We start from the raw sequence: 18,174 nt of genomic DNA, 5'->3' as shown, positions 1-18,174 counted from the left end.
ACTGAGTGAGACTGATAGCTAGGAAGCATGGGGAAATGCGGCAAGCCTCGAACATCATGACGCGATCGGCTTTTCGCGCGGCCGTCCCGGTACTCGTCCGTGCAGCGAAGCGCGCGATCCGGCCCGCGGCGAGCCTCGGGCTCGTTGCCGCCGCGCTCGTCGTAACCGGCTGCCATGGCCTGCCGCAAAAGACCGACGAGACAGCGGTCTGGTCGAACCAGAAATTATACTCGGAGGCACAGGACGCGCTCTCCGGTGGCGATTGGGGCAAGTGCGCCAAGTACTTCGAATCGCTGCAAGGGCGCGATCCGTTCGGCCATTTCGCCCAGCAAGCCCAGATCAACGTCGCGTACTGCAACTGGAAGGATGGCGAGACGGACGCCGCCAATCAGGCCATCGACCGTTTCATCAAGCTGCACCCCGATCATCCCGATATCGCCTATGCGTACTACCTGAAAGGGATGATTCACTTCAACGACGACCTCGGGCTGTTCGGGCGCTTCTCGGGCCAGGACATGAGCGAGCGCGATCCGAAGGCGCTGCGCGAGTCGTACGACGCGTTCAAGGTCGTCGTCGACAAGTACCCCGACAGCAAATACGCACCCGACGCGGCCGCGCGCATGCGCTACATCGTGAACGCGCTGGCGTCGTATGAAGTGCATGCGGCGGACTACTACTATCGCCGCGGCGCCTATGTCGCATCGATCAACCGCGCGCAGCTCGCGATCAAGGAATACAAGAACGCGCCCGCGATCGAAGATGCGCTGCATCTGATGATTCTCTCGTACACGAAGCTCAACGAGCCGCAACTCGCCAACGATACGCGTCGTGTTCTCGCTGCCACGTTCCCGGACAGCCCTTATGTGACGGGCCATCCGCGAACAGGCGCGAAGAAGAAGTCGTGGTGGATCTTCTAAGAGGCCGTAAGAGGCCCTAAGAGGCCTCGAAAAACTCGCGCACGACCTCGATCTCGCGCGTGCGCTTGAACGGCGGCAGGCTCTGCCAGATCCGCCGGCCGTAAGGCTTATCGACGAGACGCGTATCGCAGATCATCAGCACCCCGCGATCCGTCTCAGCCCGAATGAGTCGCCCGGCTCCCTGCTTCAGCGTGATTACCGCTTGCGGGACCTGATGCACGGCGAAGGGACTCAAGCCTTTTTTCGCCAGCACGTCGAGGCGCGCGGCGAGCACCGGATCGTCGGGCGGCGCGAACGGCAGCTTGTCGATGACGACGAGTGACAGTGCGTCGCCGCGTACATCGACGCCTTCCCAGAAGCTCTGACTCCCGACGAGGATCGCGTTGCCGTATGCGCGAAACCGGTCGAGCAGCTCCGTGCGGCTCGCGTCGCCTTGCGTGAGCAGCGGCTTGTTCCATCCACGCGCCTCGATGACGTCGCGAAGCTTTGCCGCGATGCGATCGACCGCGCGCAACGTCGTGCACAATACGAACACGCCCCCTCCGGCCGCATCGATCGCGGGCAGCGCCGCATCGAAGACGGCATCGGTGAACGCTGGTGAAGAGGGCTGCGGCAAATTGCGCGGTACGTAGAGCAGGCCTTGCGTGCCGTAGTCAAACGGGCTCGGCAGTGTCATCGAGCGGCGCGCGTCGAGCCCCATCTGAGCGGCGTAATGCGTGAAGTCGCCGCGCACCGACAGCGTTGCCGACGTGAAGATCCACGCGCGCGGCACGCCGGCGCGCTGTTTCGCGAAAATCGGCGCGACCGATAGCGGTGTTTCGTGCAGCTGCACGGTGTGCGCGAACACTTCGATCCAGCGGATCGATTCGTCCGCATTGGCTCGCGCCTCTGTATCGCCGACCGTTGCCGAGCCAGCGGCTGCCGACCCTTGCACGACGCTCCGAGCCTCCCCGGACCCCGATGGCAAGGGCAGCGCTGTCCAGCGCGCGAGCTGACTTTGCAGCTCTCGCGCTCGCCGCAGGCAGGCGCCGAGCGATTCCGCGCGTTCGGCCTGGCTCGCAAGGGCGCTCGCCAGCGCGTCGAGCGCGGCCTCGAGCGCATCGAGCGCGCTGAAGACCTCATGATCGTCCGCCAATTGCGCCGCCGACAGCCGCAGCGAATCCTCCTTGAATGCCAGCCGCACCTCGCGCGCCGCGCGCTCGAGCGCGGCGCCCAGCTTGACCCATTCGGCCGCGTCGCGCGCATGCACGAGCCCTTCGGCAACCGTGTCACGCGCGAGCTCGAGCAATTGCGACGTGGAGAGAGTCTCGCCGAAGAAGAGCGTGGCCGTCTCCGGGAGCTGGTGCGCTTCGTCGAAGATGATCGTGTTCGCCGTCGGCAGCAGCTCGGCCATCCCCGTATCGCGCAACATGATGTCGGCGAAGAAAAGGTGATGGTTGACCACGACGATATCGGCTTGCTGCGCCTCGCGGCGCGCCAGCATGACGAAGCAGTCCTTGTGGTTCGGGCACTCCTGACCGAGGCAGTTGTCGCGCGTCGACGTCACCATCGACCATACCGGCGAGGTCTCGGGCACGCTCGCCAGCTCCGCCTTGTCACCCGTGCGCGTGATCTTCGCGAAGCGAACGATTTCCTGCAGATGAACCGTGTCCTGCCGCGACGGCAAACGGCCGCTATCGGCCGTCCGCTGCAGGTAATAGTGACAGAGATAATTGGCGCGGCCCTTCAACATCGCCACGCTGACCGGCACCGCCAATGCATCGCGGACGGTCGGGATGTCGCGCTGGAACAGCTGATCCTGCAGGTGCTTGGTGCCCGTCGAAACGATGACCTTGCCGCCCCATAGCATCGCCGGCACGAGGTAGGCGAATGTCTTCCCCGTTCCCGTCCCCGCCTCGACGATCAGCGTATTCTCGCCTGCGCTGCTGTCGCTTTCCTCAGCGCGCTCGTGCCCATCGCGGTCCGCTTCGGAGCCGGCGGCGTCGCCGTTCGTGCGGAGCCGCCGCGCGGGGCGCCGCTGCGCCTCGAACATCGCCGGCTCCGGCAGCGCACGGCCCGACGCATCCATCGTCGCGGCCACCGCACGCGCCATTTCGATTTGCGAAGCGCGCGGCCGATAGCCGTCGATCGCGCGCGCAAGCAGCCCATCGGCCGCGAAAATCGCGTCGAGCTCCGCGCTCCGTTTCGCACTCAGCGCAGCGGGCGAACGCATCTCTCGCGCCATCCCGCGCGGTTCGTTGGGAGAATCGTCCCGCGGTGAATCCAAGGCAAGCGGCTCCTAAGCAAAGACCGGCGCCGAGCCGCTGCACCGGCTCAGGGCCTGGTCACGCGTGCTTGTCCGGTTCGAGCTGCAATTGCAGCAACGTGATGTTGTCCTTGACCTTGAGCTTGCGCTTCTTCAAGCGTCTCAGCTCGAGATCGGTGATTTCCGACGAGTCCGACAATTTGTCGATCATGCGATCGAGTTCGCTATGCTCCGACTGCAACTGCACGATGCGGTCGCGCAGAGCATCGGGATGGATCGCTTGATGGTCGCGCATAGTCGCCTCCTCGTTCGACAGGCTGCGCGCTGCCCACTGGCAGCACCCGCCTGAAGTTGCCGTGAAGCAGAAAATCGTCGCGTCAGTCGGCCTCCTGCTGCTCCTTGCGCAACGCTTTCTGCTGCTCCTGCTGCTGCAACTGCTCTTGCTGCTTTTCCTGCGCCTTCTGCTCCGCCTGCTTCTGGCGAGATTCGACATCGGCCTTGTGCTGAGCGGCGTCGGCCTGCTTCTCGGCGAATCGCCGCGCCCGCTCGGCGCGTTCCTTCGCATCTTGCGCCGCCTGCTGCCGAGCCTGCTCGAGCTTGCGCTGATAATCGGACTGTTTCTGATCATACGCCGCCTGATTGGCCGCGCGCTGCGGTGCTTCGGCATTACGCCTCGCGACGTCGAGCTCGTGCTGGCGCTGCTTTTCGGCATACGACTCGGCATTGCGCGCATCGGTCACGGCGCGCTGCGGCGCCTCGGCCGCATCGCTTGCCGCCTTGAGCGCCTCGCGCTCGTCGCGCGCCTGCGCGTGCGCCGCGCGCCGCTCGCCGTCGAGCTGAAGCTGCTCGGTATGAATCCGCGCCTGCGTTTCGCGCATCTTGTCGCGAGCGCGGCCGATGCACGCGTTCACGAAGAACCGGTCATAGCAGTTGTGAACGGCGACGCCGTATTCGTACTGATTCTGCGCGCCGCGCGTATCGAGCACTTTTTGGCGCGCATCGAAGTCGCTCGCGGGCGTGGCAGTGCTCGCCGCTCGCACGTCATCGGCAGACCTCGAGGCATCGTGCGGTCCATTCGCGCCATCGGCGGCGGGCATCGTTTGTGCAGACGCCGCAAGCGGCGCCGCAACGAAAGCGGCGCCGAGCATCGCGGCGCGCAAGTAGGCGGGAAAACGGGAGATTTGCAACGTCGTCGGCGGGCATCGGAACATGGCCGAAATTCTAACACCCGGCCTGGACCGCCCGCCCATTTGTGGCAAAATGCGCCGCTTCAGCAACCCGGCCCGCGCCGCGCGTCCGAGTCGCCCCGCGGCTTAGGTCCAGGTGCGAAGCCTCGCAGTGAGATGCCCTCTTTCTCTATGACGGACACCGTAGCACTGAAGATCGTACGGCGCATCGCCGCCGAATTGACCGTGGAGCCGCGCCAGGTCGCAGCGGCTGTGCAACTTCTCGACGAAGGCGCGACCGTTCCGTTCATCGCGCGATACCGCAAGGAAGTCACCGGCAATCTCGACGACACGCAATTGCGTCAGCTCGAAGAACGGCTGCTCTACCTGCGCGAAATGGAAGAGCGGCGGGCCACGATTCTCGCCAGCATCGAAGAGCAAGGCAAGCTCACCGACGAGCTGCGCGCCGCCATCGACGCCGCCGATAGCAAGCAGGTCCTCGAAGACCTCTACCTCCCCTACAAGCCTAAGCGCCGCACCCGCGCGCAGATCGCTCGGGAGGCGGGCCTCGAGCCTCTCGCGCAGGCGCTCCTCGCCGACCCTCGGCTCGATCCGCAAGCCGAGGCCGCGCGCTACGTCGATGCCGAAAAAGGCGTGGCCGACGTCAAAGCCGCGCTCGATGGCGCGCGCGACATTCTCTCCGAGCAATTCGGGGAGACGGCCGAACTGCTTGGCAAGCTGCGCGAGTACCTGACCGAGCGCGGCATCGTCTCCTCCGCCGTCGTCGAAGGCAAGGAGAACGAAGAAGGCGAGAAATTCCGCGACTACTACGACTACGCGGAAACGCTGAAGACGGTTCCGTCGCACCGTGCGCTCGCGCTCTTTCGAGGCCGCAACGCCGGCGTGCTGATGATCAAGCTCGGACTGGGCGCCGAGCTCGACGCCGAGGTGCCGCATCCGTGCGAAGTGATGATCGCGCGCCACGTCGGGATTTCGAATCAGAACCGTCCCGCCGACAAGTGGCTCGGCGATGTCTGCCGCTGGTGCTGGCGCGTCAAAGTGCAGCCGCATCTCGAGAACGAGCTGCTGACGCAGCTGCGCGAGAACGCCGAGCACGAGGCGATTCGCGTTTTCGCTCGCAACCTGAAGGACTTGCTGCTCGCCGCGCCGGCCGGCCCGAAGGCCGTGATCGGTCTCGATCCCGGGTTGCGCACGGGCGTGAAGGTCGCCGTTGTCGATCGCACCGGCAAGCTGCTGGCCACCGATACCATCTATCCGCACGAGCCGCGCCGCGACTGGGACGGCTCGATCGCGAGGCTCGCCCGTCTCGCAAGTCAGACGCAGGCCGAACTGATCAGCATCGGCAATGGGACGGCCTCGCGCGAAACCGACAAGCTTGCCGCCGAGCTCATCGCGCGTCATCCCGAGCTCAAGCTCCAGAAAATCGTCGTCTCGGAGGCCGGTGCATCCGTCTACTCGGCTTCGGAGCTCGCGGCCAAAGAGTTTCCCGATCTCGACGTGTCGTTGCGCGGCGCCGTCTCGATCGCGCGCCGGCTGCAGGATCCGCTCGCGGAGCTCGTCAAGATCGAGCCGAAAGCGATCGGCGTCGGCCAATATCAGCACGATGTCAACCAGCGCGAGCTCGCACGGACGCTCGACGCCGTCGTCGAGGATTGCGTGAACGCGGTCGGCGTCGACGCCAACACCGCATCGGTCGCCCTGCTCGCCCGCGTGTCGGGACTGAACGGCACGCTCGCTCGCAATATCGTCGATTACCGCGATGCGAATGGCGCTTTCCCGTCACGCGAACACCTGCGCAACGTGCCGCGCCTCGGCGACAAGACGTTCGAGCAGGCAGCGGGCTTCCTGCGCATCAACGGCGGTGACAACCCGCTAGACCGTTCGTCGGTTCACCCAGAGGCGTATCCCGTCGTCGAGCGCATGCTCGCGAAGATTCGCAAGAGCGTCGGCGAGGTGCTCGGCAATCGCGAAGCGCTGGCCGGCCTCGCGCCTTCCGAGTTCGTCGACGAGCGCTTCGGCTTGCCGACCGTGCGCGACATCCTCTCCGAGCTCGAAAAGCCGGGCCGCGATCCGCGCCCCGAATTCAAGACGGCGACGTTCCGTGAAGGTGTCGAAAAGATTTCAGATCTGGTGCCCGGGATGGTGCTCGAAGGCGTCGTGACGAACGTCGCGGCGTTCGGCGCGTTCGTGGACATCGGCGTCCATCAGGACGGCCTCGTGCACGTGTCGGCGATGTCGACGAAATTCGTCAAGGATCCGCACGAAGTCGTCAAAGCGGGCCAGGTCGTGAATGTGAAGGTGCTCGAAGTCGATGTGAAACGCCAGCGCATCGCACTGACGATGCGGCTCTCCGATGACGCGGCGCCCGCCGCGCGTAGCGGCGGCGAAGCCGGCGATCGCGGGGCCGGCCGCAATGGCGGCGGCATGCGAGGTCAACGTCAGCGTGAGGCGGAACCTGCGAGCGCGATGGCTGCCGCCTTCGCCAAGCTCAAGCAACGTTGAGCGAGACGTCGGTGTGCCTAGTCGAGCCGGCGCCCTGAGCCGGCTTCGTTGGCTTGCATGGAGCCCGTGTCTGGTACACGGGCTTTATTACGTCCACCAAGTCTCGGCTGCGAAAACGAGGCGGCGCCGCGCGCCGTAACGCGCGACCGGTCAGATCTCGATCTTCGTACCGAGCTCGACGACGCGATTCGCCGGAATACGGAAGAAGTCGGTCGGCTTGGCAGCGTTCTGATGCATCCAGGCAAACACTCGCTCACGCAGCACCGACATGCCGGGCAATTGCGTCGGCACGACCGTCTCGCGAGCGAGAAAAAACGATGTATCCATCAGCTCGAAGGTCATGCCGAAGCTGCGGCTGATTTCCGCGAGAACAGCCTTGACGTCCGGTGTCTCATTGAAACCATAAGCCGACTTGACGACGAATAGCCCGCCGCTGAGATCCTTCATCGTCACGCGCTCTTCGTCTCTGACGTAAGGGATGTCGCGCGTCACGAACGTCATGAACAGCGTGCGCTCGTGCAACACCTTGTTGTGCTTGAGGTTGTGCAGCAGGCTCACGGGCACGAGCTCGTCGCTGCCGGTCAGATAGATTGCGGTCCCGGACACCCGATGCGGCGGATGCGCGAGCAACCCCTGCAGGAACGGCGCGAGCGGAATACCGTCGGCGGCCGTGCGCTCCTTCACGAGCAAGCGGCCCTTGTGCCACGTCATCAACAGGAAGAAAAGCAACGCCCCGATGCCGAGCGGCAGCCAGCCGCCTTCGGCGACCTTCAACAGATTGGCACCGAAGAACGCGACATCGACGATCATGAATCCCGCGATGATCAGCGCCACGAGCAGCTTGTTCCAGTTCCAGACCTTGACCATGACGACGCAGGCCAAGACCGTCGTGATTACCATCGTCGTCGTGACAGCGATGCCATAGGCAGCAGCCAGGTTGTCCGAGCTCTTGAAGCCGATGACGATCAGCAATATGACGAGGAGCAGCATCCAGTTCACGACGGGAACATAGATCTGCCCGATCGCCAGATCCGACGTGTGAAGGATCTTCATGCGCGGCACGTAGCCGAGCTGGATAGCCTGGCTCGTCAGCGAGTAAGCGCCCGAAATAACGGCTTGCGACGCGATCACGGTCGCAACTGTCGAGAGCACGACGAGCGGCAATACGGCCCAATCGGGGGCCAACAGGAAAAAGGGATTCGCGAGCGCCTTCGGGTCGTGCATGAGCAAGGCGCCCTGCCCGAAGTAGTTGAGAACGAGCGAAGGCATGACGAGGCAATACCATGCGACGCGAATCGGCTTCGCGCCAAAATGGCCCATGTCCGCATAGAGCGCCTCCGCGCCGGTCAGCACGAGAAAGACCGAACCGAGCACGACATACGCCTGCAGTAAATGCCGAGACATGAACGAAGCCGCGTAATAGGGATTCAAAGCGGCGATCACGCCCGGCTCGCGCACGATATGGACGACGCCGAGTACGGCGAGGGTCGCGAACCAGACGATCATGATCGGGCCGAACAGCTTGCCGACGAGCGAGGTGCCGTGGCGCTGGATCCAGAACAACGCGACGAGAATGACCATCGTGATCGGCACGACGAGGTGCGAAAGATGCGGCGTCGCTATCTCGAGTCCTTCCACGGCCGAAATCACCGAAATGGCCGGCGTGATGACGGCGTCGCCATAAAACATGCAAGCGCCGAAAATGCCGAGCATCATCAGAACGGCGGAGAGATTGCCTCTCGTCGGAAACGGCCTCAGCGACAACGCCATCAGTGCCAGCACACCGCCCTCGCCGTTGTTGTCGGCCCGCATCACGAACAGAACGTACTTGATCGAAACGACGATGACGATCGCCCAGAACAGCAGCGAAATCACGCCCAGAATCGAGCTCTCCGTGAGCGGAATGCCGTGCGACTCGCTGAACGCCTCTTTCAACGAATAAAGCGGACTGGTGCCGATGTCGCCAAAAACGACACCTATCGCGGATAGCGCGAGGGCAGGCAGCGAGTGCTTGCGGTGGTTCTCGTAACCGTTTTCTGTCATAAACACGAGGAAATGGCGGCCGATGAGCCGGGAGCGAGCGCTATTCTAGCCGCGCTTCGTGTCAGCGCACATGAAAAAAGCGGAGTACGACGACTCCGCTTGGATAGGGTTCGGCTGCGGGCGGCTGCGTACGCAACTTGCGTGCCTTAGCCCGCGCTTTGCGTCATGCCGCGCTTGATCCATGCTCCGAGATTGTGCGGACGCACCGTGTCCCATTCTTCGAACGGCTGATGGATCCACGGGTTGGTCGGCAAAAACTGGACGAAATAATCGGGCTTCACCTTCGAGCAGCCCTTGTACCAAAGCACTGCGGAGCGTACGGCCTCCACGGCCGGATATCGTTCCTTCAGGTGCTGCTGGACGCGCGCGAGCGTGACGCCCGAATCGACGAGATCGTCGACGAGCAAGACATTGCCCGATAGCTCGCCGCGCGTCATCGTGATGTACTGCGCGATGTCGAGCTCGCCTTGCAACGTACCGGCAGCTTCGCGATAAGAACTCGTCGCGAGGATCGCGAGCGGCAGATCGTAGATGCGCGAAAGCTGGTCGCCGACACGCAGGCCGCCGCGCGCGAGGCAAAGGATCTTGTCGAACTTCCAGCCCGAATCGTGCACGGCGAGCGCAAGCAGTTCGATCAGCCGGTGGTATTCGTCCCAGCTGACCCAAAGATTCTTTTCGTCGTTGCGTGGATCCGTCATGGCAATCATCGTCATGGCGGACTTCAGACCTTGAACGGATGACGCAGGAGAATCGTCTCGTCGCGGTCGGGGCCCGTCGAGACCATATCGATCGGCACGCCCGCCACTTCCTGCACGCGCGACAGATACGCCTGCGCGTTCGCGGGCAGCCGGCTCCATTGCGTGATGCCGATCGTGCTTTCCTTCCAGCCGCCGAACGTTTCGTAGACGGGCTCGCAGCGCGCCACTTCCGATGCGCCGCGCGGCAACAAATCGGCATCCTTGCCGTCGAGCTTGTAGCCGACACAAAGCTTCACTTCCTCGAGCCCGTCGAGCACGTCGAGCTTCGTGATGCAAAGCCCGGATACGCCGTTGATCTGGATCGAGCGACGCAGCGCGGCCGCATCGAGCCAGCCCGTGCGGCGCGGGCGGCCTGTCACGGAGCCGAATTCCTTGCCAACGTTCGCGAGCGTGACACCGATCGCCTCCTGCCGCTGCGGATTGTCCGCGTCATAGAGCTCGCTCGGGAACGGACCGGCGCCCACACGCGTGCAATAAGCCTTCGTGATGCCGAGGATGTAGTGGAGCTTTTGCGGACCGACGCCCGCCCCCGCCGTCGCGGCGCCCGCCACGCAGTTGCTCGACGTGACGAACGGGTAAGTGCCGTGATCGATATCGAGCAGCGTGCCCTGGGCACCTTCGAAAAGCAGATTGCGGCCCGCCGCGTTCTCGTCGTATAAACGGCGCGACACGTCGGTCACCATCGGCGCGAGACGCTCGGCGTAGCCGAGCATCGTGTCGAGCGTCTGTTGGAAATCGACGGCCGCCGCTCCGAGATACTGAGTCAGCACGAAGTTGTGGAAATCGAGGTTCTCGCGCAGACGCTCGGCGAACGCATCGGGGGCGAACAGATCCTGCACCCGCAACGCGCGCCGGCCGATCTTGTCCTCGTATGCCGGGCCGATGCCGCGCCCCGTCGTGCCGATCTTTCCCGAGCCGCGACGCGCCTCGCGTGCCTGATCGATCGCGACGTGGTACGGAAGGATCAGCGTGGCGGCTTCGGAAATGAAGAGGCGGCGGCGCACGTCGAGGCCCGCCGTTTCGAGCTCTTCGATTTCCTTGAACAGTGCCTCGGGCGACAGCACCACGCCGTTGCCGATGTAGCACGCCACGTCCGCGCGCATGATGCCAGACGGGATAAGCCGCAAGATCGTCTTCTTGCCGCCGATGATGAGCGTATGCCCGGCGTTGTGACCGCCCTGGAAACGCACGACGCCTTGCGCGTGGTCCGTCAGCCAGTCTACGACCTTGCCCTTGCCTTCATCACCCCATTGAGTCCCGACGACGACGACGTTGCGTCCCGGAGCCGCGTTCACTGCACTGGCAGACATGTTGTTTCGTTAGCTGGTTAAAAACGTATTCTACCCATGTTCGCCGAAGCTTCCGAGGTTTTTCCCGAATTTCCCTTTAGCTTCAACGGCATGGGACCTTTCGTGCGGCGCGCGAGCCGCTACGCGCGCGTGTCGGCTGGCGCCAGGCCCGCTCGTCTCGGCTCGACGATCCATGCGCCGTCGCGCTCGACGAGCACCCGGTCGAAGGCGAATTCGTCGAGATCGTGCTCGTGCCCGGGCAAAGCCTGGATCACGACCTCGCCCGCGTCGCGCAACGCCGCCACGCTCGCGCGCAGCCCCTCGTCGTGCTTCCAGGGAGCGAGAATCGCACTGCTGCGAGCCTCCACCGGCGAGATGCGCGCCACTTCGCGCAAGTCGAGCGAGAATCCCGTCGCCGGACGGGCGCGGCCGTACGCTTGCCCGACGTGGTCGTAGCGCCCGCCGCGCGCAACGGCGTTCGGTACGCCGCCCACGTAGGCGGAAAACATGACGCCGCTGTGGTAGGCATAACCGCGCAGATCGGCAAGATCGACAGTCACGTCGGCCGCTTCCACTTGCGCCGCCAGAAAAGCGAGGTCGTCGAGGGCGCGCGTGATTTCAGGCCATTGCGGCAGGCGCCGACGCGCCTCGTCGAGCACCGACGCGTCGCCGTAAAGAGCGGGCAGCGCGCGCAGCGCTTCGCCGACGGGCTCGGCGAGGCCGCGCGTCAACTCCGCGAGCCGCGCGACATCCTTGCCCGCAAGCACCTCGTAGAGGGCCTCGCCGAGCGCGGCCGCGGCGGGATCGCGCGCGAAAAGCGCCTGCAGAACGCCCGCATGGCACAAGTCGAGCCGCACGGACTGCAAGCCGGCCAGGCGCAGCGCATCCAGCGCGAGCTGCTGAATCTCGGCGTCCGCTTCGAGCCCCGCATGGCCGTAAATTTCGGCGCCGACCTGAATCTGCTCGCGCGTCGCGTAGAGCCCGCGTGGGCGCGTATGCAACACGCTTCCCGCGTAGCAAAGTCGCGTCACGCCTTGACGATTGAGCAGATGCGCGTCGATGCGCGCGACCTGCGGCGTCGTGTCGGCGCGCAGGCCGAGCGTGCGGCCCGAAAGCTGATCGACGAGCTTGAACGTGCGCAAATTCAGATCGCTGCCGCCGCTCGTCAGAAGCGACTCGAGATATTCGAGCAGCGGCGGCATCACCATTTCATAGCCGTATGCGCGAAAGCGATCGAGCAGCGCACGGCGCAGCTCCTCGATCTTGCGCGCCTCGGACGGCAATACATCGGCGATATTCTCGGGAAGCAGCCAGGTCGACATCGATAGGTCCTACGAGATCAATCAGATCATGAGGCGGCGCAAGACCCGCGCCGCCGCAACCAAGTTTCGCGCTCGGGCATCGCGCCCCGCGCCGCATGCGTCATGATTTGCCCGCTACGTCGCGGCGAGAAGCAGCAGCAGGCCGAGCGCCATGACGATGAGTCCGCCGATGCGGATATGATGCGCGGGCCGCGTCGCTATTCTACGAAACGTCTCGCGCCATGCCGTCGGGAATACGAACGGGAACATTCCCTCGATGATGAGCATCAGCGCTATCGCGAGCAGTAACGAGCCGGCCATGTCCATTCGCAGCAGCCGCTACCGGATGGTCGCGGCGTCTCCTCTTCTGTCTATCGTTGATGTTGGGCGAATTGCGCCTACGCCTCACCGCTTGCGGGCAGCCGCGGCGGGGCCCGACGCAGGTGCCGCGGCGCCTTCCGGGCCGCGCATGAAGCGGAAGAACTCGCTGTCCGGATCGACGACGATCACGTCGTTCGGCTTGAAGATGGCACGGTAGGCTTGCAAGCTTTGGTAAAACTGATAAAAACCGGGATCACGGCCGAAAGCGTCGGCGGCGATCTCTGCGGCCTTCGCGTCACCCTGCCCCTTGATTGCCTGTGCCTTCGCATACGCGTCGGCAGCGATCGCCTGACGTTGGCGGTCGGCGTCGGCCTTGATCTTCTCGGCCTGGGCCGCGCCCTGCGCGCGCGCGTCGCTTGCCAGTTGTTGCTGCGCCGCGGTCATGCGTTTATAGACGGCATCGGCCGCGCTCGCCGGAAAATCGACGCGCGCCAATTGGACATCGACTATCTCGATGCCAAGCGTTTCCGCCTGAGCCGTCATCGTCTGACGTGCGGTGCTCGCAATCTCGGACTGATGCGCGAGCGCATCAGGCAACGTGCGCTTTTCGAACGCACCGGCGAGCGCCTCCCGCGTGAGCGAGGCGAGCCTGTCGGCCAGGCTTTGCGGATCCCCGTCGGTCGCATCAAACAGCTTCAGCGGATCGACGATTCGGTATTTGACGAGCGGACTCACGAGCAGATCGGTCTTGTCCGATGTTTGGCAACGCTCGGCGTTGGCCGCTTCGAGTGTCTGGATACGCGTGTCGATGCGCATGGCTGCCTGCAAAGGCGTCGGTAGCTTGAAATGCAGCCCGGGACCGAGGACGACGGGATTGGCGTCGCTATGCGAATAAACGATCGCCACGTGACGCTGATCGACGACGACGAGCGTCGACGAACCCGCGAAGAGCAGGATGACGACCAGCACGACGAGCGCAACTATACGGTTCATCTTTTGCGCACCTTATTGTTGTAGTTCGTCTTCGCGCGCGCGGCTGCGCAACGTGTCGCGCGAGCGCAGCGCGTCGCTCGCGGGCACCGCCTGGCTCGCAGCGGACGGCGCCGAGGCCGTACCCGCCTGCGGCGCCGAAGCGGGCGCGGCCGACGATGCGGCGGCTTCGGCGGCGGGCCGGCGATTCGCCTCGAGCAGCTTGTCGAGCGGAACGTTCACGACGCTCGTGCCCGGCTTGCCGGCGATGAATACCTTGGTCGCGTTCGAGTAGATTTCGCGCATCGTATCGAGATACATACGCTCGCGCACAACGGCCGGCGCCTTGGCGTATTGCGCATAGACCTCGTTGAAGCGCTCGGCGTCGCCCTCGGCCTGCTCGACGACGCGATCGGCATACGCCTTGGCGTCGTCGATCACGCGCGACGCGTCGCCCTGCGCGCGCGGCAACAGCTCGCTCGCATAAGCCTGCGCCTCGCGCTTCGCACGCTCGCGATCGTCGTTCGCGCGCGCGGCGTCGGCGTAGGCAGCCTGCACTTGCTGCGGCGGCTCGATGCTCTCGACGGTCACGCCGACGACTGTCAGCCCCGCGCCATAGCGATCGAGCGAATGCTGAATCGAATCGGCGAGCGACTGCCCCAGCGGGTCGTGGTCCTTGCCGAGCAATTCGTTGGTGCTGCGCGCGCCCGCGAGCTCGCGAACCGCGGCCTGCGCCGCCTCCGTGACGCTTCGATCGGGATCGGCCGCGCGAAAGAGATAATCGGCCGGCGACTTGACCTGATACCGGACCGCGAATCGAACGTCGACGATATCGCCGTCATGCGTCAGCACCGATGCGTCGCTGACGCTGCCGTCGTTGACGGTGTTGTTGCGCCCGACCTCGATCGAGCGAATCTCGGCGACGTTCACGATCTCATCCGTTTCGAACGGATAGGGCGAACGCAGATGAATGCCGGGCCCGACCGTGCGGCGATACTTGCCGAACTGCAGTACGACCCCCGTCTGCCCTTCTTGTACGACGAACACGCCGCTGCCGACGTAGATCGCGATCAGCACGCCGACGAGAATGCCGACGCCGACACGCGCCGCGCGGCCGTTGTCGGGCCGCCGATCGCCGGGCCCCGAGCCCTGGCGCCTGCCGAAGAGCCGCGAGAGCCGCCGGTTGAAATCACGCCACATCTCGTCGAGATCGGGCGGGCCGTCGCCGTTGCCCTTCGGGCGATTCGGTTCGTTCGGGCGCTGCGTGTTGCCGTTGCCGTCGCTACGCCCCCAGCGAGGATCGCTGATGGAGAGCAACGCGCAGGCACGCATCCAGAAGCTCCGCTCGTTATGTTCGTTCACCTTGTTCGTTCACTCGAGTTGGGAGTAGAGCCTTCAATTCGCCCCGTATGACGTCCCTCTTCGGGACTGAGGTTCGATGGGCGTGTCCCGCCCTGAATCGGAACGCGGCGCCGCCCTCGTTCCGTCGATCCACGTTGCGTCGACGTCCTCGTGCGCGCGACCCGCCGGCTGATCTTCCGGCAGCGCCCGCCCGGTGTCTGAAAGATGTTCGGAAGTGGCGATCTCGGCGATGGCGGCGCGCAACGAATCGAGTCCCTGCCCCGTGCGCGCGCTCAAAAAGACGCGCGAGATATTACCATACTCGTCCCGCTCGACCGCCTCCTTGCGCGCCGCCAGCTCGGGCACGGCGTCGATCTTGTTGAAGACCAGCACCTGGCGCACCGCATCGGCGCCGATTTCATGCAGCACTTCGTTCACTTGATCGATCTGATCGAGCCGCACGGCGCTCGATGCGTCGACGACGTGCAGCAGCAGGTCAGCGTGGATCGTCTCCTCGAGCGTCGCACGAAACGCGGCAACGAGTTGGTGCGGCAGCTCGCGAATGAAGCCGACGGTATCGGAAATGACGACCTGCCCGACGTCGTCGCCGAGGAAGACGCGCCGCGACGTCGTGTCGAGGGTGGCGAAGAGCTGATCGGCGGCGTAAGCCTGAGCCTTCGTGAGCGCATTGAACAACGTCGACTTCCCCGCGTTCGTGTAGCCGACCAGCGATACCGACATCGTCCGATTGCGTTGCCGCTGCCGCCGCTGCGTACCATGCTGCCGCTGCAGCTTCTCGAGCCGCCCTTTCAGCATCTTGATGCGCTCGCCGATGAGCCGGCGATCGGTTTCGAGCTGCGTTTCGCCCGGGCCGCGCAAGCCAATCCCGCCCTTTTGCCGCTCGAGGTGAGTCCACGCCCGCACGAGCCGCGTGGCCATGTACTGAAGCTGGGCGAGCTCGACCTGCAGCTTCCCCTCGTGCGAACGGGCGCGCTGCGCGAAGATGTCGAGGATCAGGCTCGTGCGGTCGACGACGCGCCGGTTAAGCGTCCGCTCCAGATTACGCTGCTGCGCGGGTGCCAGCGCGTGATTGAAGATGACGATTTCCACGTCATTCGCTTCGCAGGCGAGGCGCAATTCCTCCGCCTTGCCGCTGCCGACGAACAATGCGGCATCCGGGCTCGAGCGGCGACCGGTGAGCGTAACGGCGGGATGAGCGCCCGCGCTGTGCGCGAGCAGGCTGAGTTCTTCGAGACTGGCTTCGAAGTCGATTTTTCCGAAGTCGATGCCGACGAGCGCTGCGTTGATCAAATCGATGTGCGTCAAAATGAAGCGGCCGGCATGGCGCCGATTGACCCGACGTCATGCCGGCCGCTTCCATGGGTTCAGGTCGTTTCGGCGTCCGGGTGGAAGTTGACCGGACGAGCGGGCACTACTGTCGAGATGGCGTGCTTGTACACCATCTGAGTAACGGTATTTCGGAGCAACACGACGTACTGGTCGAACGATTCGATGTTCCCTTGAAGCTTGATGCCGTTGACCAAGTAGATCGAGACCGGCACGTGCTCTTTGCGCAGTGCGTTCAGAAACGGGTCTTGTAACAGTTGCCCTTTGTTGCTCATAGCAAACTCCGTCGTTTTTTTGCAGGTTGGATCTGGATTGACAGCGAAGAAAAAGAAATCCGCTACCAATCGCTACACTATAGCTGATTTTCGATAGCGCACGCGCCGCCTGGCCATCCGGCCAGGGGCACGAGCGGGCCCCGCCGATCGCTTGTGTGCGCTGCCGCTCAGACCTTTCCCGCGTAGGGATTGGTCGACGAGCGAAACTCTATGCGCAATGGAGTCCCGGTCAGCGAGAAAGTTTCTCTGAATCGATTTTCGAGGTAGCGTTTGTAGGTGTCGGTCACCGCATCGAGCGCATTGCCGTGGATCACGATGATCGGCGGGTTCTGGCCGCCCTGATGCGCGTAGCGCAGCTTTGGCCGCACGGGGCCGCGCCGCCGCGGCTGCTGAAACTCGACGGCCGCGATCAGCGCGCGCGTGAGCTTCGGCGTCGGCAGCTTCGCCATCGCCGCGGCGTAAGCGTCGTCGACCGAGCGCATCAGCGCGCCGATACCCGTCTTCTCGGTGGCGGAAATGAAGTGGAACTTGGCGAAATCGAGAAACTTCAGCTTGCGCATCATGTCGGCTTTCGTCCGCGCGCGCACATGCTCGTCGAGACCATCCCATTTGTTGACGCCGACCACGAGCGCGCGCCCCTGCTCGACCACGAAGCCGGCAATGTGCGCGTCCTGCTCGGAAATGTCCTGGCGCGCATCGAGCAGCAAGATAACGACGTTCGCATCGGCGATCGACTGCAGCGTCTTGACGACCGAAAACTTCTCGATCGCTTCGAAGACCTTGCCGCGCCGGCGCAGGCCCGCCGTGTCGATGAGCGTATAGGGGCGCCCCTGCCGTTCGAAGTCGACGTAGATCGAATCGCGCGTCGTGCCCGGCATATCGAAAGCGATGACACGCTCCTCGCCGATGAGCGTATTGACGAGCGTCGACTTGCCGACGTTCGGCCGTCCGACGATCGCGATCTTCACGCCGCGCGGCGCCTGCTCCGCTTCCGCTTCTTCGGGATGACCGGCATAGGCGATCTCGAGCGCGTCGTTGATGGTTTCGGTCACGCCGTCGCCGTGCGCCGCCGAGATCGCGCGCGGATCGCCGAGCCCGAGCTCGTAGAAGTCGGCGGCCACGGCCGTGTACTTCATCCCTTCCGCCTTGTTGACGACGAGCAAGATCGGCCGACCGGTCTTGCGCAAGTAGTCGGCAATGGCCTTGTCCTGCGGCGCAAGCCCGTTGCGGCCGTCGACGATGAAGACGACGACGTCCGACTCCTCCACGGCCTGTCGCGTTTGGCGCGCCATCTCGTGCAGGATGCCGTCTTTCGCGACCGGCTCGAAACCGCCCGTATCGACGACGAGATAGGCGCGATCGCCGACTCGCCCCTCGCCGTAATGGCGATCGCGCGTGAGGCCCGGCAAATCGGCGACGAGCGCATCGCGCGAGCGCGTGAGCCGGTTGAACAGCGTGGACTTCCCCACGTTGGGGCGCCCGACGAGGGCAATAACGGGTTTCATGATGTCGTCTAAACAAAGCGCCGGTGCCGGCATCGGCGCAGCGCGGGTAGCGCGCGTTTCGCGTGTGCCGGGACCAACGAGCATGGCATCGGCAGGGAGCCGGTATGCGGCGTGGGCCACAGATCAGCGTTCGCTACCAAAAGCAAAACGCGGCGAGCCGGCTTACGCCTCGCC

At 64.4% G+C, this 18,174-nt stretch carries 15 protein-coding genes; 2 read left to right on the top strand and 13 right to left on the bottom strand.

Features of this window, described 5'->3' with window-relative positions:
* The first annotated feature begins 56 nt into the window (after window positions 1-56).
* Window positions 57-917, top strand: coding sequence for an outer membrane protein assembly factor BamD (locus C9I57_RS26230; protein WP_107153605.1), 861 nt, complete (start codon window positions 57-59; stop codon window positions 915-917).
* 16 nt (window positions 918-933) lie between these two features.
* Here C9I57_RS26230 and C9I57_RS26225 read toward each other — a convergent pair whose 3' ends face one another.
* The 3 genes from C9I57_RS26225 to C9I57_RS26215 form a co-directional block, all read right to left on the bottom strand.
* The gene (locus C9I57_RS26225; protein ID WP_258187824.1) at window positions 934-3,129 is read right to left on the bottom strand and encodes an ATP-dependent DNA helicase; all 2,196 of its coding nucleotides are present in this window, start codon (window positions 3,127-3,129) and stop codon (window positions 934-936) included.
* A 112-nt stretch (window positions 3,130-3,241) separates the two neighbouring features.
* Window positions 3,242-3,457: a DUF465 domain-containing protein gene (locus tag C9I57_RS26220; RefSeq protein WP_107153508.1), complete on the bottom strand. Its 216-nt coding sequence runs from the start codon at window positions 3,455-3,457 to the stop codon at window positions 3,242-3,244.
* Window positions 3,458-3,539: 82 nt separating this feature from the next.
* The gene (locus C9I57_RS26215; RefSeq protein WP_107153507.1) at window positions 3,540-4,373 is read right to left on the bottom strand and encodes a colicin transporter; all 834 of its coding nucleotides are present in this window, start codon (window positions 4,371-4,373) and stop codon (window positions 3,540-3,542) included.
* A 147-nt stretch (window positions 4,374-4,520) separates the two neighbouring features.
* On the opposite strand from C9I57_RS26215, the gene C9I57_RS26210 reads away from it, so the two are divergent.
* Window positions 4,521-6,851: a Tex family protein gene (locus C9I57_RS26210; RefSeq protein WP_107153506.1), complete on the top strand. Its 2,331-nt coding sequence runs from the start codon at window positions 4,521-4,523 to the stop codon at window positions 6,849-6,851.
* A 150-nt stretch (window positions 6,852-7,001) separates the two neighbouring features.
* Here C9I57_RS26210 and C9I57_RS26205 read toward each other — a convergent pair whose 3' ends face one another.
* From C9I57_RS26205 to der, 10 genes are all read right to left on the bottom strand, one after another.
* Window positions 7,002-8,894 (bottom strand): potassium transporter Kup, encoded by a 1,893-nt coding sequence (locus tag C9I57_RS26205; RefSeq protein WP_107153505.1) that lies wholly within the window; start codon window positions 8,892-8,894, stop codon window positions 7,002-7,004.
* Between the two features lie 146 nt (window positions 8,895-9,040).
* Window positions 9,041-9,601, bottom strand: a complete 561-nt coding sequence (locus tag C9I57_RS26200) for a phosphoribosyltransferase (protein WP_107153604.1) — start codon at window positions 9,599-9,601, stop codon at window positions 9,041-9,043.
* 14 nt (window positions 9,602-9,615) lie between these two features.
* The gene (locus C9I57_RS26195; protein ID WP_107153504.1) at window positions 9,616-10,962 is read right to left on the bottom strand and encodes an adenylosuccinate synthase; all 1,347 of its coding nucleotides are present in this window, start codon (window positions 10,960-10,962) and stop codon (window positions 9,616-9,618) included.
* A 119-nt stretch (window positions 10,963-11,081) separates the two neighbouring features.
* Window positions 11,082-12,263, bottom strand: coding sequence for an ATP phosphoribosyltransferase regulatory subunit (locus C9I57_RS26190; protein ID WP_107153503.1), 1,182 nt, complete (start codon window positions 12,261-12,263; stop codon window positions 11,082-11,084).
* Between the two features lie 114 nt (window positions 12,264-12,377).
* Entirely contained in the window at window positions 12,378-12,569 is a 192-nt protein-coding gene (locus C9I57_RS26185) for a DUF2065 domain-containing protein (protein WP_018441640.1), read from the bottom strand.
* 78 nt (window positions 12,570-12,647) lie between these two features.
* The gene (gene hflC / locus C9I57_RS26180) at window positions 12,648-13,556 is read right to left on the bottom strand and encodes a protease modulator HflC (protein ID WP_107153502.1); all 909 of its coding nucleotides are present in this window, start codon (window positions 13,554-13,556) and stop codon (window positions 12,648-12,650) included.
* Window positions 13,557-13,568: 12 nt separating this feature from the next.
* Window positions 13,569-14,894 carry an FtsH protease activity modulator HflK gene (gene hflK / locus C9I57_RS26175; RefSeq protein WP_107153501.1) on the bottom strand — a complete coding sequence of 442 codons (1,326 nt, stop codon included), beginning with the start codon at window positions 14,892-14,894 and terminating at the stop codon, window positions 13,569-13,571.
* 33 nt (window positions 14,895-14,927) lie between these two features.
* Window positions 14,928-16,184 carry a GTPase HflX gene (hflX, locus tag C9I57_RS26170; protein ID WP_107153500.1) on the bottom strand — a complete coding sequence of 419 codons (1,257 nt, stop codon included), beginning with the start codon at window positions 16,182-16,184 and terminating at the stop codon, window positions 14,928-14,930.
* Window positions 16,185-16,258: 74 nt separating this feature from the next.
* A complete protein-coding gene (gene hfq, locus C9I57_RS26165; RefSeq protein ID WP_020566297.1) occupies window positions 16,259-16,495 on the bottom strand; it encodes an RNA chaperone Hfq in 237 nt (78 codons plus the stop codon).
* Between the two features lie 167 nt (window positions 16,496-16,662).
* Window positions 16,663-18,000: a ribosome biogenesis GTPase Der gene (gene der, locus C9I57_RS26160; RefSeq protein ID WP_107153603.1), complete on the bottom strand. Its 1,338-nt coding sequence runs from the start codon at window positions 17,998-18,000 to the stop codon at window positions 16,663-16,665.
* Window positions 18,001-18,174 lie beyond the last annotated feature (174 nt).

This window comes from Trinickia symbiotica, assembly GCF_003028655.1.
GTDB lineage: Bacteria > Pseudomonadota > Gammaproteobacteria > Burkholderiales > Burkholderiaceae > Trinickia > Trinickia symbiotica_A.
This window is presented reverse-complemented; position numbering and strand designations above follow the sequence as displayed.

What these genes read in the sequence shown, in the direction of transcription:
- C9I57_RS26225 (WP_258187824.1), bottom strand. Translation starts at nt 3,129, where the DNA reads ATGCGTTCGCCCGCTGCGCTGAGTGCGAAACGGAGCGCGGAGCTCGAC.
- hflC (WP_107153502.1), bottom strand. Translation starts at nt 13,556, where the DNA reads ATGAACCGTATAGTTGCGCTCGTCGTGCTGGTCGTCATCCTGCTCTTC.
- C9I57_RS26205 (WP_107153505.1), bottom strand. Translation starts at nt 8,894, where the DNA reads ATGACAGAAAACGGTTACGAGAACCACCGCAAGCACTCGCTGCCTGCC.
- hfq (WP_020566297.1), bottom strand. Translation starts at nt 16,495, where the DNA reads ATGAGCAACAAAGGGCAACTGTTACAAGACCCGTTTCTGAACGCACTG.
- C9I57_RS26190 (WP_107153503.1), bottom strand. Translation starts at nt 12,263, where the DNA reads ATGTCGACCTGGCTGCTTCCCGAGAATATCGCCGATGTATTGCCGTCC.
- C9I57_RS26215 (WP_107153507.1), bottom strand. Translation starts at nt 4,373, where the DNA reads ATGTTCCGATGCCCGCCGACGACGTTGCAAATCTCCCGTTTTCCCGCC.
- C9I57_RS26210 (WP_107153506.1), top strand. Translation starts at nt 4,521, where the DNA reads ATGACGGACACCGTAGCACTGAAGATCGTACGGCGCATCGCCGCCGAA.
- C9I57_RS26230 (WP_107153605.1), top strand. Translation starts at nt 57, where the DNA reads ATGACGCGATCGGCTTTTCGCGCGGCCGTCCCGGTACTCGTCCGTGCA.
- C9I57_RS26220 (WP_107153508.1), bottom strand. Translation starts at nt 3,457, where the DNA reads ATGCGCGACCATCAAGCGATCCATCCCGATGCTCTGCGCGACCGCATC.
- C9I57_RS26195 (WP_107153504.1), bottom strand. Translation starts at nt 10,962, where the DNA reads ATGTCTGCCAGTGCAGTGAACGCGGCTCCGGGACGCAACGTCGTCGTC.
- der (WP_107153603.1), bottom strand. Translation starts at nt 18,000, where the DNA reads ATGAAACCCGTTATTGCCCTCGTCGGGCGCCCCAACGTGGGGAAGTCC.
- C9I57_RS26200 (WP_107153604.1), bottom strand. Translation starts at nt 9,601, where the DNA reads ATGATTGCCATGACGGATCCACGCAACGACGAAAAGAATCTTTGGGTC.
- C9I57_RS26185 (WP_018441640.1), bottom strand. Translation starts at nt 12,569, where the DNA reads ATGGACATGGCCGGCTCGTTACTGCTCGCGATAGCGCTGATGCTCATC.